The sequence below is a fragment of the Bacillus sp. SORGH_AS_0510 genome, assembly GCF_030818775.1.
In the GTDB taxonomy this organism is placed as follows: domain Bacteria; phylum Bacillota; class Bacilli; order Bacillales; family Cytobacillaceae; genus Neobacillus.
Window position 1 is genome coordinate 2,766,120 of the sequence record NZ_JAUTAU010000001.1, and the last position, 18,662, is coordinate 2,784,781.

The 18,662-nt window shown below is 38.9% G+C and carries 17 protein-coding genes, 1 pseudogene and 1 other annotated feature; of the genes and pseudogenes, 2 read left to right on the plus strand and 16 right to left on the minus strand.

What is annotated here, in order from left to right:
- Positions 1 to 68 precede the first annotated feature (68 nt).
- The gene (locus QE429_RS14220) at positions 69 to 1,049 is read right to left on the minus strand and encodes a quinone oxidoreductase family protein (RefSeq protein ID WP_307287804.1); all 981 of its coding nucleotides are present in this window, start codon (positions 1,047 to 1,049) and stop codon (positions 69 to 71) included.
- Between the two features lie 227 nt (positions 1,050 to 1,276).
- Between QE429_RS14220 and QE429_RS14225 the strand changes: the two genes are divergently transcribed.
- Positions 1,277 to 2,197 carry a DMT family transporter gene (locus tag QE429_RS14225; RefSeq protein WP_307287806.1) on the plus strand — a complete coding sequence of 307 codons (921 nt, stop codon included), beginning with the start codon at positions 1,277 to 1,279 and terminating at the stop codon, positions 2,195 to 2,197.
- 290 nt (positions 2,198 to 2,487) lie between these two features.
- Here QE429_RS14225 and QE429_RS14230 read toward each other — a convergent pair whose 3' ends face one another.
- Positions 2,488 to 3,207, minus strand: coding sequence for a YebC/PmpR family DNA-binding transcriptional regulator (locus QE429_RS14230; RefSeq protein WP_307287808.1), 720 nt, complete (start codon positions 3,205 to 3,207; stop codon positions 2,488 to 2,490).
- Positions 3,208 to 3,427: 220 nt separating this feature from the next.
- Positions 3,428 to 4,693 (minus strand): threonine ammonia-lyase IlvA, encoded by a 1,266-nt coding sequence (ilvA, locus tag QE429_RS14235; RefSeq protein WP_307287810.1) that lies wholly within the window; start codon positions 4,691 to 4,693, stop codon positions 3,428 to 3,430.
- A 73-nt stretch (positions 4,694 to 4,766) separates the two neighbouring features.
- Positions 4,767 to 5,016: a binding site (T-box leader), on the minus strand.
- A 184-nt stretch (positions 5,017 to 5,200) separates the two neighbouring features.
- On the opposite strand from ilvA, the gene QE429_RS14240 reads away from it, so the two are divergent.
- A complete protein-coding gene (locus tag QE429_RS14240) occupies positions 5,201 to 5,713 on the plus strand; it encodes a gamma carbonic anhydrase family protein (RefSeq protein ID WP_307287812.1) in 513 nt (170 codons plus the stop codon).
- Positions 5,714 to 6,017: 304 nt separating this feature from the next.
- On the opposite strand, the gene QE429_RS14245 is transcribed toward QE429_RS14240, so the two are convergent.
- The 13 genes and pseudogenes from QE429_RS14245 to QE429_RS14300 form a co-directional block, all read right to left on the minus strand.
- Positions 6,018 to 6,596, minus strand: coding sequence for an SCO family protein (locus QE429_RS14245; protein WP_307287814.1), 579 nt, complete (start codon positions 6,594 to 6,596; stop codon positions 6,018 to 6,020).
- Positions 6,597 to 6,660: 64 nt separating this feature from the next.
- On the minus strand, positions 6,661 to 7,665 hold the full coding sequence (locus QE429_RS14250; RefSeq protein WP_307287815.1) for an aliphatic sulfonate ABC transporter substrate-binding protein: 1,005 nt from the start codon (positions 7,663 to 7,665) through the stop codon (positions 6,661 to 6,663).
- Between the two features lie 15 nt (positions 7,666 to 7,680).
- On the minus strand, positions 7,681 to 8,442 hold the full coding sequence (locus QE429_RS14255) for an ABC transporter permease (RefSeq protein ID WP_307287816.1): 762 nt from the start codon (positions 8,440 to 8,442) through the stop codon (positions 7,681 to 7,683).
- Positions 8,426 to 9,211 (minus strand): ABC transporter ATP-binding protein, encoded by a 786-nt coding sequence (locus QE429_RS14260; RefSeq protein WP_307287818.1) that lies wholly within the window; start codon positions 9,209 to 9,211, stop codon positions 8,426 to 8,428. The genes QE429_RS14255 and QE429_RS14260 overlap by 17 nt, the downstream gene beginning before the upstream one ends.
- A gap of 154 nt (positions 9,212 to 9,365) precedes the next feature.
- Entirely contained in the window at positions 9,366 to 10,934 is a 1,569-nt protein-coding gene (locus QE429_RS14265) for a SpoIID/LytB domain-containing protein (RefSeq protein ID WP_307287820.1), read from the minus strand.
- 246 nt (positions 10,935 to 11,180) lie between these two features.
- A pseudogene (locus tag QE429_RS14270) lies at positions 11,181 to 12,060 on the minus strand (proline iminopeptidase-family hydrolase).
- Between the two features lie 11 nt (positions 12,061 to 12,071).
- Positions 12,072 to 12,776: a hypothetical protein gene (locus QE429_RS14275; RefSeq protein ID WP_307287822.1), complete on the minus strand. Its 705-nt coding sequence runs from the start codon at positions 12,774 to 12,776 to the stop codon at positions 12,072 to 12,074.
- Between the two features lie 10 nt (positions 12,777 to 12,786).
- Positions 12,787 to 13,059, minus strand: a complete 273-nt coding sequence (locus QE429_RS24465) for a hypothetical protein (RefSeq protein WP_373463256.1) — start codon at positions 13,057 to 13,059, stop codon at positions 12,787 to 12,789.
- Positions 13,060 to 13,074: 15 nt separating this feature from the next.
- Positions 13,075 to 13,410: a TetR/AcrR family transcriptional regulator gene (locus QE429_RS14280; RefSeq protein ID WP_307287824.1), complete on the minus strand. Its 336-nt coding sequence runs from the start codon at positions 13,408 to 13,410 to the stop codon at positions 13,075 to 13,077.
- A 137-nt stretch (positions 13,411 to 13,547) separates the two neighbouring features.
- Positions 13,548 to 14,681 carry a glycerate kinase gene (locus QE429_RS14285; protein ID WP_307287826.1) on the minus strand — a complete coding sequence of 378 codons (1,134 nt, stop codon included), beginning with the start codon at positions 14,679 to 14,681 and terminating at the stop codon, positions 13,548 to 13,550.
- Between the two features lie 47 nt (positions 14,682 to 14,728).
- The gene (locus QE429_RS14290) at positions 14,729 to 16,003 is read right to left on the minus strand and encodes a GntP family permease (protein WP_307287828.1); all 1,275 of its coding nucleotides are present in this window, start codon (positions 16,001 to 16,003) and stop codon (positions 14,729 to 14,731) included.
- Between the two features lie 119 nt (positions 16,004 to 16,122).
- Positions 16,123 to 17,232, minus strand: coding sequence for a sugar diacid recognition domain-containing protein (locus QE429_RS14295; protein ID WP_307287829.1), 1,110 nt, complete (start codon positions 17,230 to 17,232; stop codon positions 16,123 to 16,125).
- Positions 17,233 to 17,385: 153 nt separating this feature from the next.
- Positions 17,386 to 18,510: an NADH-dependent flavin oxidoreductase gene (locus tag QE429_RS14300; protein WP_307290819.1), complete on the minus strand. Its 1,125-nt coding sequence runs from the start codon at positions 18,508 to 18,510 to the stop codon at positions 17,386 to 17,388.
- Positions 18,511 to 18,662: the final 152 nt, after the last annotated feature.

Below are 18,662 nucleotides of genomic sequence, written 5' to 3' on the forward strand. Positions count from 1 at the left end.
AAATATCCCCCAAAACAAGTGTTGCCCAGATTGGGATTATTCAACAGCAAGTTTAAGGGGTATTATGTTTAACCTCTTACATCTAAAATAATTTTCCCAATACTTAATCTACTCTCTATAAGCTTATGGGCTTCAATAGCATTCTCTAAGGAGAAGTGATGGCCAATTTCCAACTTTAACTTTCCTTCTTTAATATATTTTAGCACTTCTTTAGCTGTAGACTGTAAGCTTTCTGGTCTCTTTTTCCTTGTCGTACCTAAACTAAAGCCAAGCACCGAACGGCAGCTAGCGTGAAGATCACTAGTTTTAAAGTTTCCTGCTAATCCACTTGAATTGCCAAACTGGACCAAACGGCCATAAGGAGCTAAACAAGTTAAGCTTTGACCTGTGACCTCACCTGCGACAGAATCTAGAACAATATCTACTCCTTTTCCATCCGTTAATTCATTTACCACTCTTGAAAAATCATCATTTTTATTACATATGACATGATCAGCACCAGCCTTTAAGGCAACAGATACCTTACTTTCGTCGCCGACAGTACCAATAATTGTACCAGCGCCGAGCAGTTTGGCAAACTGGATAGCGGTAGTTCCCACTCCACCAGCAGCGGAATGAATAAGAATGGTCTCCCCCTTTTCCATTCTAGCTATCTCTGCAAGCAATTTATAGGAAAGAAAAGAAACAGTAGGGCATGCTGCTGCTATAGTGAAATCAATCGAATCCGGGATTTCATATGTAAGAACACCTTCTGCAACAATATATTCTGCATAAGAACCATTAGCTGGAAAAGCAATAACTCTATTTCCGGGATGTAAATGGGACACTTCCGAACCAACTTCCACAATCACACCTGTTGCATCCAAGCCTGGAATAAAAGGGAAGTTTCCTTTACCTTTTTTCCCGTATCTCGCTTTTACATCTGCAAAATTAACACTTGTTTTTTCTACTCTAATTAAAACCTGACTCGGACTGACTCTAGGTATATCTGTATCTGTATATCGCATAACCTCAGGTCCGCCAAATTCAGGAACAATAATAGCCTTCAACGTTACTCCCCCTTATCTATTTTCCATACTGCACACAACTTTCACCTTGCTAGCATTCCGCTACTTTAATGATAGCAGCTATTAACTATTGTTCTATCGACTATATTCTCTAATAGAAGCACAAATTCCTCTAAATAAGAGAAAGTGACAATTCCACTTTTCTACCATCCTAGCTAAATTTTTGCTATATTTATATTTAATTAACTTTGTTCTTTTGGGGGTATTTCATGAATTTGCGCGGCACCATTATATCCTACCCTAGAGCAAAAGGAATCATACTAGTCGTGATTGCTGCTACACTTTGGGGAGTTTCTGGAACGGTTGCTCAATACTTATTTCAACAACAAGGTTTCAGTACCAGCTGGCTTGTTGTAACACGGTTGATTCTTTCAGGCGTAGGATTACTTTTCTTTTCTTATTCGGTTGGAAAACAAGACATCTGGTCCATTTGGAAAAATAAACAAGATGTTCTTCGTCTGATCATTTTTGGTGTCTTGGGAATGTTTGGGGTGCAGTATACTTATTTTGCTGCTATAGAGCATGGAAATGCTGCCACTGCAACGGTCTTACAGTATCTTGCACCAGTGATTATAGCAGGATTTTTAAGCATTCGTGGGAAAAAACTACCCTCCAAGCATGAAGGGGTTGCGATCCTGTTTGCACTTTTGGGGACTTATCTTCTTGTAACCAAAGGAAATATTCACTCACTTGCCATTTCTCTTCCTGCTTTCTTTTGGGGAATTCTTTCCGCCTTTGCGCTTGCATTTTATACACTTTATCCAAAGGATTTGCTATCTAAATGGGGATCTCTAATCACGGTTGGCTGGGGTATGACAGTCGGCGGAATTGGCTTTAGCTTTATACATCCGCCTTGGGTGTTTCAGGGCGCTTGGAGTCTTACATCCTTCGTAGCAGTGGTATTTGTTGTTATTTTTGGGACATTAATTGCCTTCTTTTGCTACATGGAAAGTTTGAAATACATACAGGCCTCTGAAGCAAGTCTTCTTGCCTGTGTTGAACCTTTGTCTGCTGCCTTTTTAGCGGTTGCCTGGTTGCAGGTTTCCTTGGGGCCAGCAGAATGGATTGGTTCCTTTTTAATCATCACAACGATTTTTATTTTATCAGTAGTAAAAAGGCAAGCATCATAAAATGCTTGCCTTTCTTTCTTCAATGCGAAAATTGATACTTGAATACTCCTAAGCTAGAGCGTAAATATGGAACAGCCATTGCAGTCTGTAATTCATATACCTAATAAGGTGCATCGCTCTATAGCCCAAAATACGTAAAGTTGAGAGTAAGCTAAAAAGAATATCCAAAGCGTATCCCTCCACATTGAAAATTAGTGTTAAAAGATAACACTGTGCTTATTGTTAATCTTCGAGGAAAATTTATACATCATAAAAAATAGAGGTCGACTTATTTAGTCAACCTCTTCATTTTATTCTCCTAGGTCCACGTTGTGATATACCTGCTGAACATCGTCTAAATCTTCCAGGGTATCAATCATTTTTTCAAACTTTGCTTGTGCATCTTCCGGAAGGGTTACTTCGTTTTGTGCAAGCATGGTAAGCTCAGCTACTGTAAATTCAGTAACGCCAGCATTTTTAAATGCTTCTTGAACAGCATGGAACTGATCTGGTTCAGCATAAACAATGACAGAATCTTCTTCTTCAATAATGTCACGAACATCAACATCTGCTTCCATTAGAAGTTCCAAAACCTCTTCAGAAGTTTTACCTTCAATACCAATTACAGCTGTAGCATCAAACATATATGCAACAGATCCGCTGACACCCATATTTCCGCCGTTTTTACCAAAAGCAGCACGAACGTCAGAAGCCGTACGGTTTACGTTATTTGTTAAGGCATCGACAATAACCATCGATCCATTTGGACCAAAGCCTTCGTAGCGTAGTTCAGTATAGGCTTCATCTGAACCGCCTTTTGCTTTATCAATCGCACGGTCGATAATATGTCTTGGTACATTGTAAGTTTTAGCACGCTCAAGAACAAATCGTAATGTTTGATTAGATTCTGGATTTGGCTCACCTTGCTTCGCCGCTACATAGATTTCTACACCAAACTTTGCATAAATACGACTAGTATTTGCATCTTTTGACGCTTTCTTTTCTTTAATATTGTTCCACTTACGACCCATTATGAACACTCTCTTTCCACTTTGAATCTACACAAAATTATCATCCTGACTTGTACCGTGTCAGAATAATAATTAGCAGTTCATGATAATTTCTATTTATCGAATCCAGCACACAAAATGCGGATTCATACACAGATAATATTATACCTTAAAAATGACATTTGTTAAGTATCATGACTGTAAAAAAAAGACCTTTCCATGTAGGAAGGTCTTTTCACGTCTAAACGAGCATCTGAAACAATGTACTATCTTTATTAACTTCTCTGTAAAAGAAACCCTTTGCTTTAATTCGTTCAATTAATGGGAAGTAATCCTCTTTATCCTTTAGTTCAATTCCCACTAAGGCAGGTCCCGTTTCCCGATTGTTCTTTTTCGTATACTCAAAATGGCTAATATCATCATTCGGTCCTAAAACATCAAATAAGAATTCACGCAACGCACCAGGTCGCTGTGGAAATTGAACGATAAAATAATGCTGAAGTCCTTCATAAAGCTTTGAGCGTTCCTTAATCTCCTGCATCCGTCCAATATCATTGTTTCCACCACTGACAATACAAACCACCGTTTTCCCCTTAATTTGTTCTGCGTAGGTATCTAGAGCGGCAACGGAAAGTGCTCCGGTCGGTTCAACGACAATAGCATTTTCATTATAAAGCGATAAAAGAGTCGTGCACACCTTACCTTCTGGAACGACGGTAATATCATCCACAATTTCTTTACAAATGTTAAAGGTCTTTGAACCAACTGTTTTAACAGCGGCTCCATCCACAAATGGGTCGATTTCCACAAGTTTCGTCACTTCACCTTTTAAAATGGACTCCTTCATACCTGGTGCCCCTTGAGGTTCAACACCAATTAATTGTGTTTGCGGAGAATAGTGTCTTAAGTATGTCCCTACACCCGCTAAGAGACCACCACCGCCGATTGCCGCAAACAGATAATCAATTTTATCAGGACAATCATTTAACAATTCGACAGCAACGGTACCCTGGCCTGCAATTACATCATAATCATCAAAAGGGTGAATAAATGTACGGTTCTCATTCCGACTGCATTCCATTGCTTTTTCATAAGCATCGTCGAAGGTATCCCCTACAAGGACAATTTCCACACTATCTTTACCCCAAAACTTAACCTGATTCACCTTCTGCTTAGGGGTTGTACTCGGCATAAAGATTTTCCCATTGATTTTTAACAAATGACAGGAATAAGCAACACCCTGCGCATGATTTCCTGCACTTGCGCAGATGATCCCATTTTGAAGGTCTTCACCACTTAATTTTTTAATACGGTTATAAGCCCCCCGAATCTTGAAGGATCGTACACTTTGTAAATCCTCTCGTTTTAAATAAACATGGCAGCAATAGCGTTCTGAAAGCAAATGATTATATTGCAATGGAGTTGGTGAAATCACATCTTTGATGGTATGGTTGGCAATAATGATATCCTCCACATTAAACACTTTTTTATCGACCTGTTGATTCATTTTCACATTCCCTCCGTAGTTATGTAGTTTGTTTTATTCATTGTTTTTAAACAACAAAAAACCCGTCCCCTTATATAGGGACGAGTTACCTCGCGATACCACCCTACTTCCGCAAGTTTCAAAAAGAAGCTGCGGCTCTCGATTAACATACAAATTCATGCACGTGTTCCAATATAACGGCGGACTAACCGGTATAACTTACATTACTAATTCAGCTATACATCTCAGAGATGATCTTCAAAGTGCCCTGTTATCGGCTCCCAGCAACCACCGACTCTCTGTAAAACAAGGAGCAATCCTACTCTTCTCTTCATAGATTCAAGTTTAATTTTTTTATAAGGTTACCACCCTAGAAAAAGACTGTCAATATTTTTTGATTATTTTTACTATTTTGTAAATTATAAAGCGCTTACAATGTAAGGAAGTGTTTTTTGAACGATTATCATGACCATCATGGTATAATTTGGAGATGAAAGATAATTCAGAAATCTGCAAGGAGTGATTGGTATGTTGATTACATACAAGGGAGTTTCACCTTCAGTTCATGAGTCCGTATTTATGGCACCTGGCTCCTATATTATTGGGAATGTTCAAATTGGGAAAGAATCAACGGTTTGGTTTAATGCGGTACTAAGGGGCGATGATGGAACTATTATCGTTGGAGAACGATGTAGTATTCAAGATAACTCAACGATTCATTTATATGAGGGATTTCCTGTCATAATTGAAGATGATGTGACGGTAGGACACAACGTCATTTTACATGGATGTAAAATTGGTAAGAGGTCTATTATCGGAATGGGTTCTACGTTATTGGACAATGTTGAGGTCGGCGAGGAATGTATTATTGGGGCCAATACCTTGCTCGCAGGAGGAATTAAAATACCTCCACGCTCCCTCGTTCTTGGTTCGCCAGGTAAAGTCGTCCGAGAGCTGACAGAAAAGGACCTGCAGATGCTGCAAATGTCCAGTGAACACTATGTACAGAAGGGAAAAGAGTTTAGGGAAATACTTAAATAAACATTTTGGTGATTTCTTAAACTAATTTTCGAACGATACACCACCTTTTAGCTCTTAGATATTATATTTAGGTATAAAAGTACACCATTTTAAGCCCAAATTATTTTTTATCAGCGGATTTTTTACTCTTATCAGCGAATTTCAGGATTTATCAGCGGATATAATATAGTTATCAGCGAATATGAAACTTTATCAGCGAATTGAAAAAATTTCTCTAATCTCAAGTGGCCATCGTTGTTGTTCGTACACGATGGCCAAGAAATTTCACACTTTAGTTTACATAACTTTATTATAAAAAACCAATTTATTGTAACAACTTGATATCCTTAACAATCTGCTCATACGGTGGTTCCGATACGCCTTCATACTTTTGTACAACAATCCCTTTTTCATCTACTAAATAAAAGGAAGTACTGTGAACAAATTGATTCGAACCTTCCATTTTAGCCGCTGCAGCCATAAAGGATTTATTGGCGAAACTTTCTATGAACTCCTGCTTATATCCGGTTACTAGGTCCCAATTAGAAAAATCCGCCTCTACTCCACTGGCATAATCCTTTAATACCCCTGGTTGATCATTGTCAGGATCGATGCTAAAAGATACAAGCTGAACTTCTACCCCTTCATCGGCTAATTTTCGCTGAAGTTCGGCCATGTTTGCCGTCATAGGGGAGCATACTGTATCGCAATTCGTAAACATGAAATCAGCTACCCAGACCTTTCCCTTTAGCTTTGAAAATGAAACAGCCTCACCATCTTGATTTAGACCTTTGAAATTGCCTACCTCCATGTGTAGTGGAAATTCATTTTCCACATTCTTTTCTTTCTCAGAACAGGCAGAGAGAAGCGTTATAAGCAAAAGGAGAACTATTAATCGTTTCAACGAAAACCACCCTTTTTCACAAAAAGGTGCCGAGTCAATTGACACCCAGCACCTTTCATTCGTATTAGTTAATAAATTGTGAATCAATCAATGCCGCAAAATCTGGCTTTTCCTTTAAGAACTTTAGCTCAACAGAAGAGTTTGCGAAGTCTTGAATGACATCTTTATTTACATCTGTTGTAAAACGGATATTTTTCCAAGCACCATCAACAATATCTTTATCAAGCTCTTGTTTTGTACTTTCTTTAATACTCTTAATGGTAATTTCTTTTGCTTCTTCAGGATTTTTCTTTATAAAAGCAATCGCCTCATTTTGAGCATCAACGATCTTTTGAATAATTTCTTTATCAGATTTGATTTTCTTACCGCTAGATACTAAAATTGTGTTCGGTAAAGTTGTTCCGAAAGAAATCTTTTTGCTGTCAACGATGATTTTAGCACCTGCTTCTTTTACTAACTGTGAAGCCCATGGCTCTGGAACCGCCGCGATGTCGACTTTTCCAGATTCAAACATAGCTGCATATTGTGCTGGATTTCCAGTTACATGCTTTAATGTGCCGCCAATTCGAGCAGATGAAATACCGAAATCTTGTAAGAAAGTTTCCATTTGAACATCATGTGTACACCCTACACCAGGTGTAATAAATGTTTTCCCTTTAAAATCCTCAACAGAATTGACTCCGCTTTTCTTACTGGCAACAATCGCTGTACCACCAGAAGATGCTCCAGCAATAATTTTTACGTCAGCCCCATTTGTAAAGTTATTCATTACAGGTCCTGGACCCACTAAGCCTGCATCAATTTCACCCGTTTTCAGTGCTGTCATAAAGGCACCGCCATCAGGGAAAGTCTTGTATTCCACTTTCACGCCATTCCCTAATTCTTTTTCATAGTAGCCTTTTTCACGTGCAATCATGGCAGGTGCATGGTCAATATTAGGGAAGTAGCCTATAACGACCTTTTTCTCTTCTTTACCTGACCCTGAACTTGCTTGGTCTGTCCCACATCCAGCTAATGCCCCCATTAGGAGTAGGAATAATAAGCTAATAATCGCAGTACGTTTCTTCATCTCTCTAGTTCCCCCTTAATTTGTTGTTTCTAGACCCCAACGGCGAATAACATTTTGTTCCACTCGTTGGAAGAAAGCAATATCAACCACAGTGCCGATTACACCAATGATAATCATAATGGCAATAACCATGCTCATGTTTCCAAAATCCGAAGCATATTTCAGTGTATACCCTAACCCTGGTCCCGTGCTGAGAATTTCCCCAGCCATTAATGCTCTCCAGGCAAATGCCCAACCAAGTCTTGCTCCAGTAACTGCATAAGGTATGGAGGCTGGAAATATAACACTTCTAAAAAGGTCAAACCCGCCAGATCCCATAGTCTGAGCGGCACGGATATAAAGTGGTGGTACATTTTTAATACCAATTCTCATATTGATCGTCATAACGAGTGTAGCTCCTAAAATGACGATAAAAATGACGGATGTTTCGTTTAGACCAAACCACATAATGGCAATAGGAAGCCAAACAATACTAGGAACACTCTGAAGAGCTAAAATCAATGTTCCTAAGGTCTCATCGGCCGTTTTATTTTTAGCTAAAAGAATGCCTAAGCCTAGTCCTAAAATGATGGAGATGCCTAAACCAATAAATAAGCGACGAAAACTCGCCAAAATATCATAGATTAAGGTTTTATCAGAAAAGCCCTTTTCTAACGCATTTAGCACATCAGTTGGTGCAGGCATAACGGATGGTGAAACACCGCTCACTGTTACACCTATCTGCCAAATCACAAGTAGGGATACAAAGAAAATAATACGTTTAATTATTGGCTGCATAAGCTAGTTCCTCTTTTACAACTTTATCAATCTCAGATTGTAGTAAACTCATAATCTTTTCCTCTAATTTTGCAACCAATTGTGTATGGTTTTCACGAGGCCTTGGTATTTTTACCTGAATGTCTTCTAAAACCACACCAGGCCTTGTTCCCATGACAATAATTCTGTCAGATAACTTAATTGATTCACGAATACTATGTGTAACAAATAGAATTGTTTTTCTTGTTTCAATCCAAATTTTTTCTAATTCAATATGAAGTCTTGATCTTGTTTGTTCATCAAGAGCACCAAACGGTTCATCCATGAGTAATACCTTTGGATTCATTGACAATGCTCTAGCGATAGATACACGTTGCTGCATCCCACCGGATAATTCATGTGGAGAGTGCTTGGTATAGTTACTTAGCTGTACCATCTTTAAGTATTGATGAGCAACTTCTCTTGCCTCATTCTTTTTCATTTCCTTTCGAAGCGCGAACATCACATTCTCTTCTACGGTCATCCATGGAAATAAAGCAGCTTGTTGGAATACCATTCCTCGGTCTCTCCCTGGCTTGGTAATTTTCTCACCGTTCAGAAATACCTCACCATTTGAAGGCTTGGTTAAACCCGCAACAATTGATAATAAGGTAGATTTCCCACAGCCAGATGGTCCAAGAATAGAAACAAATTCTCCCTCTTTAATTTCAAGGTTAATATTAGAAAGGACTGTATTGACCGAATTTGAATTTCCGAATTCTTTATTTACATTATTTATATGAAGAAACATTCCATTCACCCACTTTACCCATAAATCACATTAGTTTTATCGGATTAATTAAATTAATATTAATTATATACTCTGACAAATTTATGTCAATCTTTTTACAAAAAAAGTGCCTGACCCCAACAGATTTCGCTGGGGTCAGGCACCGCTTTAGAATTTATAGTAAATATCCACTTGTATGAAAGGTATACCATTTGCCATTAATATATTGTTTGTTTTGTACCATTGCACCGTTTGGAGTTAAATAATACTTCTTTCCATGATCATTTATCCAGCCGGTAGCCATGGCACCTGAAGAGGTTAGATAATACCACTTATTATGATCCTTTATCCAGCCGGTTGCCATTGCTCCATCTAATTTTAAAAAGTACCATTTGCCACTAACTTTCTGCCAACCGGTTAACATTTTGCCATTTTGGTCAAGATAATACCACTTGTTGGCATCCTTTAACCATCCTGTAGCTTTAATGCCATTTGTCTGGATGAAGTACCACTTTCCTTGCTCTTTCATCCAGCCAATCTTTTTAGCTGCCGAAATGGATTGGCCATTTCCTTCATACATTTGAGCAACAGTGATTCCTGGATAATAAAACTTTAAAATCTCTTGATAGCTTTTTCCTGCTCCTGCCATGTTTTGAGCACCCCATTGGCTCATTCCCACACCATGGCCGTCACCTGTACCGGAAACACTAAACAAACCATTTTCTGTTTTCATTTCGTTTACTAAATAACTAAGCATCATTCGGTTACCAATAATGGATCGAACTTTTGAAGCACTGATATTAGCGAATGACACGTGTTGCTTTTCTAAGTTTCCTTCGGCATCTATCTTATCTTTTACATAAAACTCTACCGTTATGTTTCCCTTTGTCACTCGCCCACCAGAACCTACGCTATGAAGTGAGAATTCAGGAATGGATAAAATTTTTATTTCTGTGTTTGCATAACCATTATTAGTTAGCCACATTTTAATATTAGATGAGATTGTTGAATCCACTTCTTTTGTAGAAGACCACCAATCAGATGGTTTAGATAAATCTAATGAGGTAATATCAATTTGTGTTTGGTGAAATGAGAATTTCCAGTTGGTTTTCGGATCATATGGATCTAGTTTAATTGTCATATATGGCACGGCGCTTGTACCCCACGCATTCGCGTTACTTTCTGTCCTTCCGCCATTACTGGCAGAATAAACGGCATCTATTAAACGGCCATTATACTCAGCAACCTGTCCTTTGGTTTCATCCACTGCTCTTGTTGTATTCGGCGTCCAGATATATCCACCGTATACTTGATATAAAATCGTATCATCGATGACTCCTCGTTTGTTATAACTCATAGCATACGTTCTTGCTGCAACCGCTTGTGTTTTTAATGCATCGATGTTCCAAAACGGGTACATTTCAATCGGGACAACACCCTTTAAATAATTTTCCATTGAAATGGAGTTTAGAGGTCGAATGTATTTATTGTTTTCGATTAAAAAATCAAAGCTTCCTAAATAGGGACGATCATTGATGGAGAGTTGTGAACTCGCTTGTATTGGTGTAGTAGATAAAGATGTAAATGATTCCAGGAGATTATTATCTTTATATAAATATAATTTCTCATTTTGCAGTTTAAGTAGATAAGTACTACCTGATTTCAAAATGATATTTTGGTTACTCGTATTAAAGTCACCTATAGGTTTTAAGGTTAGTTCTGATTTGTTGCCTAAAAAATTCATTAATTTTACTTTAACAATGGGTTCTGTCTCTTGGGCTGAGGTGTCGTAAGTAAATGTGAAAACAGATAGAAATAAAGTAAACACAGCCACAAATAAAATGGTTTTATTAAACAGAAATTATCCCTCCGAAACTAGTAATTTAGTACCAGCTGATAGGATAATCATATAGTAATAGATTCACTTGTTACAATGGAATATTATTTCCAAAAAGCCTAAAAAGCGAGACCAATTCGTCTCGCCATAGATTTATTTAGAATCATTTTTTCTTAAAAAGCTCCCTACAACCCTCAGATACTCATCAGTTTCTTCAAGATATGGCATATGTGCACTTTTTTCAAACACATGGAAACTTGAATTTGGTGTCAAACTGCTAAAGTACTCTGTTGATTCTGGAGTTGCTTCATCAAAACGACCACATGTAAATAGAGTAGGACAATCAATCTCTTTTAATTGAGAGGTACAATCAAATTCCTTTAGATTTCCGAGAACCGTGAATTCGGAAGGGCCCCACATGATGTTGTATACTTCAGGATTTTTATACTTTGACCCTTGTTTTAACCATTCAGGAAAAGGATCTAAGCGGCATACAAAATTTTTGTTAAATACATCTGTTGCCTCTTTAAATTCCTCTGTGTCGGTCGTCCCATTTTCTTCACACCGTTTAATTGTTTCTTGAATGTCGATGGGAAGCTTTTGAAGGTTTCTTTTTTGATCTTGCTCCCACAATGGCGCACTTAGGCAAGAGCTTGAAAATATCACGCTTTTTACACCACTTGGTTTCGTTAACATATAGGCTGCAGCGAGTGTTGTCCCCCAAGAGTGACCGAGAATATGTACGTCATCCAGATTTAGCGCCTCTCTCACTTGACCTAATTCTTCCACGAAGCGTTCCAACTGCCAAAGGGAGTTGTCTGTTGGCCTTTCAGACCGGGCCGCATCCCAATTGATCATAAAAAACAACTGGACGTTCTTCACCAAGTTCCTTCAGCCCTTTTTGTAATGAATAACATGATGATCCAGGTCCACCGTGTAAAATAATGACCGGAGTTCCTTGTGCATCTTCATTAATCATTTGATACCAGACTTTTCCCCCAATTACATCAATCATTCCCTCTTTAATCATCATTAGTTTCCCCTTTAATTAATTGGTTTCATTTCTTCTTTTGATACACGAATTGTCGAGAGCGCTTGATCTTGCTTTATTAACAGTATACCAAATGATATAAACCAAAGGGGAACAATGATTAAACCTCCAAGGCCCATCCCAATCATGACAAGAACAGAAATTCCTGTCACATTTCCGAGGACGGTAAAAATAAAACAAATGCCTCCAACGATACCAAAGATAGAAATAATCTTCTTTTTCAAATGTTTATATGTTAAAAAGCCTACCGTGAGGATCCATAACCCGACAAACCCAAAGTCTAACCAACCTTGCGGACTCAACTCAACAAGCCCTGCCCAAGACATTACGATGGTGTCAAGCACTACTCCTCCCTTCATCATCGCTTCGTGACTTAATTCATGGTCCAAACCTACCTGGCGAAAGTTATTGATTGCAAGTAAGGAAAAACCTATGATAGCCATTACTTTTGTATATGAATACCACTCACTTGCAATTGTATGTTTTTCGAGTGAGTTGGATATTGCCAATACTACCATAATTCCAAGAACCCCTACGAACCCGAGAATATAGTGAACGGCTACTAATCTATTCATGTATGTCACATGGTCTACTACTGCATTTTCACCAGGTGGTGATAATAAGACAATGACAACCGTTAAAAGATATAATACTCCTACGATCAGTGCGGCGAACCCGCCAAGTTTTGTTTCTTTCATAAAGCACTTCCTATTCAGTATTTTTTTCTAACGCAAAAGCTAGATAAGCACGAAAGGCTTGAAACTGTTTTTTTACATTCGTCTTGTCAGGTCCCAAATGAAAACAGTTTATATAAATTCCATCACAAAATGTAATGATGGTGCTTGCAATACCTTCTATTGGCAGCCTAGGAGAAAATTCATGTTCTTCCGTTCCTTTTTGAATAATAGAAATAAACCCTTTCCTAGCTTGTTCAATCCGTGCTTCTAATAAGGGAAGATGTTTTTTGGTTTGCCAGCCAATCGTAAAATAGTATTCCTAAATCGCTGGAATTAAAAGGTTACTTTGACTTACTATATTTTTTTCAATTTGTTCAAGCAAGAAGGTTAGTGCTCCCCAGTTTGTCTTTCCTGAGGTATAAATACTTTCGAGATTCCATTTATCTTCCAAGTCTCTTCTTCTTAAAATCTCAATAAAAATATCCTCGGTATTTTGGAAATATGTATATACTCCACCCCTGCTTACACCAGAATGATTGATGATATCTTGTATCGTGGTTGCGTTATATCCCTTTTTTATAAATACTTCTTTTGCGGCTTGAAGAATAAGGAGTTTTCTTTCTTCCTTGTGTTCATCTGATACAATTGGAGCCACCAAAGGCCGCCTCCTTTTTAAGAGTCATTAATGACTCTATATTAATTCGTTTTACATTTTTAATCAATACGATTAAAAAATTCCATTAATTTTTCCAAATAAAAAACCTAACCCCGTTATAGGGTCAGGCATTATGCTTATCCTTTCATCTTCCAAACAGCAGCGATATTAGCGGCCGTTCTTTCTACATATTCCGCCGCGTGCTTAAAGGCATCATCTAATACTACGACACCTGGAACAATACTAAAAATGGCATCAATTCCATGGTCATGTACAACTTGACTATCTTTTCCAAGGTTTCCAGCAATGCCAACTACAGGCACCTCAAACTTCTTAGCCGTCTTAGCCACTCCGATTGGTGTCTTACCAAATATGGTTTGGTGATCGATTTTCCCTTCCCCAGTGATCACTAAATCAGCATCTTCCACCATTTCAGCTAAGCCTGTTGCATCGATTACGATATCGACACCCCGTTTTAATACAGAAGGCAAGAAGGCTAACAAACCAGCCCCAAGTCCCCCAGCAGCTCCTGCTCCAGCTACATCTTTAATATTTTTTCCTAGCTCACGAGCAATAATGTCTGCATAGTGATCAAGATTCCGGTCTAATTGTTTAACCATCGTTGGAGTCGCTCCTTTTTGCGGACCAAAAATGGCGGAAGCTCCTCTTTCACCTGTTAGTGGATTATCTACATCACAGGCTACTTCAATACTTACATTTACTAAACGTGGATCTAAATGAGTGTGGTCAATGGAAGCCAATTCTCCAAGCGAACCGCCGCCTTCACCAATTTCCATACCATTCCTATCGTTCAACCTTATCCCTAATGCTTTAGCCATCCCTGCACCACCATCATTCGTGGCACTTCCACCAATACCGATAATAATATGGTCTACACCATAATCTAGAGCAGCGGAGATTAATTCTCCTGTGCCTCTCGTTGTTGTCTGTAAAGGATTTCGTTTCTCCTGTGGTACTAAATGTAAACCAGAAGCTGCCGCCATTTCAATCACGGCTGTACGCTGATTACCAAGAATTCCGAAGAACGCTTCTACAGGGTCACCGAGTGGACCAGTTACTGTTTTTCGAATAATTTCTCCATCCGTTGCATCGACAAGGGATTGAACGGTCCCTTCTCCACCATCTGCCATCGGGATTTTTACATATTCTGCATCAGGAAAATGATATTTAAAGCCTTTTTCAATTGCTTCTGCAACCTCTAAAGCTGATAAACTTTCTTTATAAGAATCAGGTGCAATAACAATCTTCATTTGGATTCCTCTCCTATCCATTTTGCGGACCTCTAATGGTCGTTTGTTTATCCAAAAAAGTGAAACACTCCATAAATTAAGGTTGATATAATGGCCATTGTTAAACCAACAAGCGTTTCATACGGAATAACTTTTAAGCGCTCTTTTATTTCCATGTTCACACTACCGCCAGTTGCATGGAAAAAGCTTCCGTGTGGCAGGTGGTCTAACACAGTAGCCCCTGCATGAATCATAGCAGCCCCCGCAATAGCCGATACACCCATTCCTAGGATTGTGCCACTGAATACTTGGCTTGCTACCGCTGTTCCTGCAGTCGTTGAAGCCGTTGCAGCTGACATAAAGATACCTGAAACAGGAGCAAGGACATAACCAGGAAGGCCAAGTGTATTTAACCCTTCAATTAACAAATCTTTTAATCCAGAATTTGCAATAATTCCAGCAAGTGTTCCCGTTCCTAATAACATAATCGCGACTCCTGACATCTTTCCTAATCCGGATACCGCATACTCGTTAATTTTTCTTCCTCTTCCCATAACGAGTGCACCCACGATTCCTCCCACAGGTAGGGCAATCATTGGGTCAATACTAATATCGAACAATGGTCTAAGTGCTAATAATATAATGGTTATTAGTGGAGCAACAATCGCAGGTAAAAATAGCGGAAGTTTTCCACCAGTGTGTGCTTGGATTTCAACATCTTTGATAGTAGAACCTTTTTTCACAAGCTTTTTGGCAATAAAATAAGTCACAGCCAGTCCAAAAATGGCAGGAATAATACCAGCAGCCATTATGGAAGTCAATGGAACTTTAAAGGCATCTGAAGCTGCAATCGCATTTGGGTTTGGTGACATAATGTTCCCCGCTTTACCTCCGCCAATCATAGCAAGCAGGATAGCAGTTTTAGAAATCCCAGCTCTTTTAGCAATGGCTAGAGCAATCGGTGAAACAGTAATAACGGCAACATCAATGAATACTCCAACAGCTGTTAAGATTAATGTCGCTACAGCAAGTGCAAGTAAGGCTCTTGTTTCTCCTAGTTTTTTAACAATTGTCTCAGCGATGACCGCAGCCGCCCCTGATTCAATTAAGACACCTGCTAAAATACCAGCAGCTAAAATTCGAAGTACAGCTGGAATAATCCCTTTGGCACCTTCCATCATTAAAGTTACGGTATTTGTAATGTCCACTCCGCCTATGAGTCCGCCAATTAACGCTCCGGCAATCATCCCATATGCAGGTGAGACCTTTTTTAAGATTAAAACAATGGCAATTACAAGTGCACAAATGGCACCTAAAGCGCTTACTTGAATATGTGCATCCATTCCCTATTCCCTCCTCGTCTGTATATACACTTATTGTAAGCGTTTGCGGTGGCGTTTTCATTGGGCGATTCATCAAAAAAAAGACCTGATTCTAACAGGTCTTTTGTGCATTTGCACAATTAATTGATAATCTCTTGGATGACGGATAAATACAATTCAAGCAACTCTTTTATCTTCCTTGGATCTTTGCCTGTGATTTCTGTTATTTTATCCATTCGATATCTTAAGGTATTTCGATGTATGAACAATTTTTCTGTAACAGCATGTCCATCACCATTTTCCTCTATATATGCTAATAAAGTTTCTACTAATTCACCTTTTTTGTCATTCTCCTTTAATAGCTGATAATAATTTTCAAAATCCGCCCCAATACCAAGTTGTTTTGCTTTAACAAGTAAAACAGGGATTTTATACTCGTCATAAAAATGAATAAACTTTTCTGGATTCATTCTTTCGCCTACAAAGGAAGTCAAGACCGCTTCACGATAAGATTCCGCTATTCCTGTTAAAGAAGGGTGATAGTTCCCTATATTAAGTTTTGTATCTAGTCCCAGATGCTTAGTAACAGATTCAGCCCATTTTTTCAGTTCCTTTCTATTTCTAGCAACATCTAGATTAGTCACTTTTTTTAAAAGGATTAGATAATTTGGATGCATGGCAAGTAAATCATCTCTATCCAACCGATCGCGCAAGGCCTTAAAAGCTTTTGCCCTATCCTTTGCTGCTAGGATGATTGCGATGCGCGGAATCTCCAAATCGATGCCTAAGCGTCGAACTCTCTCAAAATAAAGAGAATTGAGGTTTTCAGGGCTATGCAAAAGCTGGCTGATTAATTCCTCCTTCAACCTTTCATCCCACTGCATTTGATCGAGTAACACAGCCTGCTGGAGGATCATTTCCGCTGCCATTTTCACGAGTTCCCCGTAGCTGCGGATTTCATTCGGATATCCTGTAATACCAATGACTCCAACAACCGTCCCATTAAAATTGATAGGTAGATTAATACCTGCTTTTACCCCATGTAGACCTTTTGCTTCCTGTTCCTCAATTTCAAATTCCTTCTGGGTTTCAATGACACGAAGGGCTCCCTCGTGGATTGAATCGATTCGAGAGGCATCACCCGATCCAATAATTACACCCTTATCATTCATGACATTGATATTCCGCTTGATAATTTGCATTGTTCGATCAACAATTTCCTGCGCCAATGATTTATTTAAAAATTTCATGGTTATTTCCTTTCTTACATCCATTCATTTAAATATTACCACTATTTCCTAATTACAAGACAAAATTTCGTATAGTGGCAGTCATCCTAACGACAGTTAAAGGCGATTTATTTGCAAAAAAAGCATCCCAATACTGGGACGCTGATTAGAAAACTATTCAATTCCTGGAAACCAACCTGGTGTGTGAACAATCGCTTGCCAAAGGGGATCAGGTATCACTAGCTCCTGTTGCTTATCTTTATCAATCTTCGTATTTATTTCATTTTCCCTTCCTTCAGCCACCTTTTGTACCCAATCAGGATCAATAATGATTTCACGACCTAAGGCAAGTAAAGGCACTCCAGTTTGGAAGGCTTTCGCGGCATCGTCTACCGTATAGATGGAACCAACGCCAATGACCGGAACTTGGCTGCCCACCCGATCTTGAATAATTTCTATTCGAGAGCGCGTGTCATCAACACCCCGTCTCGGTTTAGACCAGAAATCCTGTAGGGAAACATGCAGATAATCTAAGTCCTTTTTAGCTAAGGCATCAATTAAAACTAATGTATCAGCCATGGTAATTCCAGGAGTTTCTGCCTCTTCAGGAGAGAACCGATATCCAATGACAAATGGTCCTTTCGCATGTTCTTTTGCAACCCTTTTCACTTCATCAACAACCGCCAACGGAAAGGTTAACCGTTTCTCAATACTTCCACCCCAACGGTCTTCACGGCGGTTGGAGTGTGGAGAGAAAAATTGCTGTATTAAGTATCCGTTTGCTCCGTGAATTTCTACACCATCGTAACCTGCTTCAATCGCTCGGCGGGTGGTCTCACCAAAGTCTTTAATGATGGATTCTATTTCCTGATCCGAGAGTTCTCTTGGTGTAGGCTTTCCTGCACCATCAGCTGGGATTGCACTTGCACTAACAACATCCCCATTCGGCACTAATTCCGGTGGCACCTGACGACCACCATGGAAAATTTGTAGAATGGTTTTTGCCCCTTTTTCTTTAATGCCCAGAGCTAATTGCCTTAAACTAGGGATCAAATCATCGCGGTCCCCACCGAATTCGCCATGAAACCCTTTCCCGTTGGCTGTTACATAGGTACAGGCTGTAATAACCATTCCGACTCCACCAGAACGCCTAGCATAATAATTTACCTCTGCATCAGTGACCGTGCCATCTGGATTAGAAGAAAAATTTGTCATAGGAGCCATGACTATCCGATTTTTCAATGAAACGCCACTTCTAAACGAGAACGGCTCAAACAATCCCGTATACTTTGAATTCATCACCGGTATCCCACCTTTTTACGAATTGACATCTTTTAAAATATCTTGTTCAGGACTTAATAATCAAATCCTTCTATTGGATTAAGAAACCACGTTATAGTTTGTCGTTTTTAATTTGTACTCATTCTTGTATTTACATAAACAAAAAATTA